Below are 5300 nucleotides of genomic sequence, written 5' to 3'. Positions count from 1 at the left end.
CGGTGATCTGCTCGGTGAACTCGCCCAGCGCGGCCGCGTCGACGGTGGCTCCGCCGCCACCACCGGCCGACGGCAGGCTCACCGCCACCCGGTGCCGGGCGGCGACCGCGGCGACCGCGGCGTCGATCACCTTGTCCACGGCGGCGGCGTCGACCAGCGCTCCGTCGTGCAGGCCGCCCAGGGCGTCACCGCGGACGCTGGTGCCCTCCCGGGTGCCCAGCGCGACCTCGACGGTGACGTGCTTGACCCATCCGTCGCCGAGCTCCCAGGTCTTCTTCACCCGCTCGCCGATGGCGGCCGGCCGCTTGCCGGACGGCCCGAGGATGGTGCGCAGCTGGTCGTTGATCGCGTCGGAGAGCACCGGGCCGAACGGCTTGTAGGTGCGGGCCAGCTTGGTCACCTGGGCGCGCAGCCCGGCCAGGTCGGCTTCGGCGGCGCCGTCGATGGCGCCCAGGTTCAGCTCCGAGCCGAGGTCGACCAGCAGCTGGTTGCGCCGGGACGACGCCCCGTCGGTGATGGACTCGATCGAGTCCAACGCCTCGATCTGGTCGATGCGCATCTTGGTGGAGAGCGCGATCAGCGCGCACGTGGCGTCGGCGGCGTCGAAGGTCAGGTCGGCTGGAGCCACTGACGGAGCTCCGGCTGGAGCGGCGGGGACCGCCGCGACGGCCGGAGCGACATCGGGCGGAGCGCTCCGTTCCGGCGCCGAGGCGCCGGAATCACCGGAGTCCTCGTCCTCTTCTTCGTCCTCCGGCTCCGGGTCGGTGTCGGTGGCGAACAGCACCGCCGCGTCCCGCTCGGAGTTGAGCACCTCGACTGTGCTGTGGGCGTATTCGGGCAGTTTGAGCGTGTTGCTGGCCAGCCCCGCGACCGTCGGCGCGGACTTCACCCCGATCTCGACGAACCGCTCCACCCCGAGGCCGCCGGCGGCTTCCTCGGTGAACAGCAGATCCTGGGTCTCGATCCAGCGCACCGGGCTGGCGAACTGCCAGGCCAGCAGCTCGATGACCACCGTGCGGCACAGCTCGGCCGGCCGCTCGCTGCGCCAGGTGTCGTAGTCGGCGAGGATCTCGTCGAGCGGCTCGGCCGGCACCAGGTCGCGGATCTCCTGGATGAACGCGCGGTCCAGCGAGAACGGCCGCGGCACCAGGTTCGGGATGTAGCGGCCGATGATCAGGTTGGGGTCCTTGGCGTGCGGCATCACCCGCTGCAGCGACCGGCGGAAGTCGTCCACCCCGACCCGCAGCACCCGCGAGTGGAACGGCACGTCGATGCCGGGAACGTAGATGAACGAACGACGGCCGCCGGTCAGCTCGCGGCGCCGCTCCACCTCGGCTTCGAGCTCTTCCAGTGCGCGCACCGTGCCGGCGATCGCGTACTGCGAGCCACGCAGGTTGAAGTTGACGATCTCCAGGAATTCACCGGTGCGTTCGGCGATCTCGTCGACGAACGCGGTGACGTCGGCGTCGTCGAGGTCGATCTGCGACGGCCGGATCGCGGCCAGCCGGTAGTTTGACCGGCCCCGCTCGTCGCGCGGCACGATGTCGTGCATGTTCGAGCCGCGCTGGAACACCGCCTCCAGCAACGCCTCCAGTTCGAAGACCCCGCTGACACAGGCCAGCGCGGTGTATTCGCCGACCGAGTGGCCGCAGGTGATGGCGCCCTCGACGAAGGCACCCTGCTCGCGCATCTCGGCGACCTGGGCGGCCGCGACGGTCGCCATCGCCACCTGGGTGAACTGGGTCAGGTACAGCACGCCGTCGGGGTGGTGGTAATGCACGCCGGACGCGGTCAGGCTGGTCGGGTTGTCCCGCACCACGTGCAGCACCGAGAAACCCAGCGTGTCGCGGGTGAACGCGTCCGCGTCGTCCCACACCTTGCGGGCCGCCTTGGAGCGGGCGCGGACGTCCATGCCCATACCCTTGTGCTGAATGCCCTGTCCCGGGAACGCGTAGACGGTTTTGGGTGCGGTCAACCGCGCGGTCGCCGACATCACCAGATCCGAGCCGATCCGGGCCGACACCTCCAAAACCTCTGCGCCGAGGTCGATTCCGACCCGATCGACGCGGAAGTCGACGTCGTCTGCCGGACGGACCATGCCCAGGAACCGTGCCGTCCAGCCCACCAGCCGGGCCGGCGGCCGGGCCTGGCCGTCGGTGGCGGTCACCACGTGCTGGGCGGCCGCGGACAGCCACATGCCGTGCACGATCGGCGATTCCAGGCCGGCCAGCAGGGCCGCGGCCCGGTCGGTGTGGATCGGGTTGTGGTCACCGGAGACCACCGCGAACGGCCGCATGTCCACCGGCGCGGTCAGGGTGACGTCGCGGCGGCGGCGACGCGGGGTGTCGGTGGCGTTGTCGGAGACCGCGCCACCGGCCCGGGCCGGGTCGGTGAGCTCGGCGGGTCCGGTGCGCCCGCGGATCGCGAAACGCTCCGCGCACCTGGCCAGCACCGTGCCGTCAGCCGCGGTCACCGTCACCGAGACCGGGACGACCCGGCCCACCTCGGTGTCGGTGGCCGGCGAAGCCGTTGCGGTGACCGACAATTGGGCCGGCTCGGCGGGCAGTGGGTGCAACAGGTGCGTGGCGTGGTCCAGGTGGACCAGCGAGAGCAGGCCCTCCACCACCGGGAATCCGGATTCGGTCGCGGCCGAGCCGATCGCCGCGAACACCGCCGGCCAGCAGCGGCCCACCAGGGCGTCGGGCACCGTGGACAGCCCGGGCGCCAGCGGGGCGCCGAAGGTGGCGGTGACCCCGGTGTGGTCGGCGACCTGCTCGGGGTTCCAGTCCACGGTCACCGCCGCCGTGTCGTCCCGCACCGGCGGCAGCGCGTCCGGACCGTCCACCCCGGCGGCGATGGCCAGCACCGCGCGCATCGCCGCGGCGGCGTCGTCGACGGCCACCACCGGCGCACCGCCGTCGACGACCGTGGCCGGCAGCGCGAAGCGGATCTCGATCCAGGTGCCCGACAGCGGCACGCTCAGCGTCACCCGATCGTCGGCGACCACCTCCAGGCGGGCACCGGTCGAGGGATGGGTCGCGGTCCGGTTCTCGTGCACCTGCCACTCGCCGGGCGCGCCGAGCCGGTGCACCGGGTTGGTCGCCAGGCGACCGGCCCACAGCACATCGGGGGCGTCGAGCATGACGCCCAGCGCCCCGGTGACGTCGGTGCCACCCCGGCGGCGCACCGTCACCGGTGCGGGTTCGACTCCTCTTTCCCGGTAGGCCGCCAGCACCCGGTCGACCGCGGCCTGCTCGAACCGGTCCAGCAGCTCGCCGACCGGTTCGTCGGCGCGGGTGATCCCGGCGACCGCGGCGGTACCCGGGATGATGCAGACCTGGTCGGCGTCGTACCGGGCGTCGTGGGCCTGCCACAGCGAGTCACTGCGCCACCAGCGGCGCACGTCCTTGTCGACGACCGGGACGAAGTTCACCGGCTTGCCCGGCGTTTTGCACAGCTGCACGAAGAACGGCGGGTCGGCCGGGTGCAGCTGCACGGTCTCGGCGTCGGGGTAGCGGGCCAGCAAGGCGGCGATGGCGTCGGCCGGGCGCTCCAGCAGCGCCGGATCGGCGAACAGCGTCTCGATCGGGCCCGAGTCGGCCGGGTGCAGCCGGGCCTCGGCCCGCTGCAGCATCTCGCCGAACCGGACCCGCCAGGTCTCGGCCAGCCACGGGGTGGTCGAGGAGGCGGTGGCTGGGTACATAGCCGTCGAGTCGCCGGCGCCGATTGCCAGCTCGACGTAGCGGCGCAGCCAGGCGGCGTAGGTCATCGCCGCCACGTCGCCGAAGTACGGCTTGGCGGTGTTGGCCAGGGCCGCGATGATCTCGTCGCGCCGGTCGGCGACGGCGTCGCCGTCCCCGGCGACCTCGTCGAGCAGCCGGCCGCAGCGCGATGCGGTGTTGTCGATCTCGTGGATGTCGGCACCGAGCTGGCTGCGGCTGGACGCCATGCCGCCCCGGGCTTTGCCAGCGCCGATCCACTGGTCGGTGCCCTGGGTCTCGACCAGCATCCGCTTCACCGACGGCGAGGTGGTGGCCTCACGGGCGGCCATCGCCGCGGTGCCGACCAGGATCCCGTCGACCGGCATCGATGGGAAGCCGTACGACTCGGCCCACACGCCGGTCAGGTACTCGGCGGCCCGCTCCGGGGTGCCGATGCCACCGCCGACGCAGATGGTGATGTTCGGCTGCGAACGCAGCTCGGAGTAGGTGGTCAGCAGCAGGTCGTCGAGGTCTTCCCAGGAGTGGTGCCCGCCGGCGCGCCCACCCTCGACGTGGACGATCACCTGCCTGGTGGGCACCTCGGCGGCGATCCGGATGACCGACCGGATCTGCTCGACGGTGCCGGGCTTGAACACCACATGGCCGATGCCGGCGTCGTTCAGCTCGCCGATCAGCTCGACGGCCTCCTCCAGGTCCGGGACGCCGGCGCTGATCACCAGGCCGTCGATGGGCGCCCCGGACTGACGAGCCTTCTGTACCAACCGTTTCCCGCCCACCTGCAGCTTCCACAAATACGGGTCGAGGAAGAGCGCGTTGAACTCGACGGTACGGCCCGGCTCCAGCAACCCGGTCAGTTCGGCGATCCGGTTCTCGAAGATCTCTTCGGTGACCTGTCCCCCGCCGGCCAGCTCGGCCCAGTGCCCGGCGTTGGCGGCCGCGGCGACGATCTTGGCGTCCACCGTGGTCGGGGTCATGCCGGCCAGCAGGATCGGCGAGCGCCCGGTCAGCCGGGTGAACTTGGTGTCGAGCTTGACCCGGCCGTCCGGCAGCTGCGCCAGCGCCGGCGCGTAGTGCGACCAGGGGCGGGCCACCTCCGGCACCGCCCCGACGGTGAACAGGTTGCGCTGGCCGCCGCGGGTGGCCACCGGCACCACACCCATCCCCAGTCCGCGGACCACCGGCGAGGTGAGCCGGGTCAGGATGTCGCCCGGGCCCAGGTCCAGAATCCACCGGGCTCCGGCGGTGTGCAGCGTGGTGACCTCGTCGACCCAGTCGACCTGACGCACCAGGATGGCCTCGGTCATCACCCGGGCCAGCGCGGCGTCCAGGCCCACCTGGGCCGCCCACCGGCCGACCAGGTCGACCCCGTCGGCCAGCCGCGGCGAATGGAAGCCCACCTCCACCTGCACCGGCTCGAAGACCGGCGCGAACACCGCCCCGCCGCGCACCTTATTCTTGCGTTCGGCGGCTTCCTTCTCGGCGATCTGCTCGCAGTACAGCTCGAACCGGGACAGCTGCTCGGGGGTGCCGGTGATGACCACCGCGCGCCGGCCGTTGCGGATCGACAGCACCGGCGGC

The 5300-nt window shown here is 72.2% G+C and carries 1 protein-coding gene; it reads right to left on the bottom strand.

Annotation, left to right across the window (positions count from 1 at the left end; all coding sequences use genetic code 11):
* On the bottom strand, positions 1-5300 hold a 5300-nt coding region (locus tag AC2VNT_RS04690; RefSeq protein WP_486945744.1), incomplete at both ends, for a fatty acid synthase subunit beta domain-containing protein.

This window comes from Mycobacterium sp. TH-M15 (assembly GCF_057473705.1).
The sequence above is the reverse complement of the archived record's forward strand: the minus strand, read 5'-3'. Positions and strand labels throughout refer to the sequence as shown.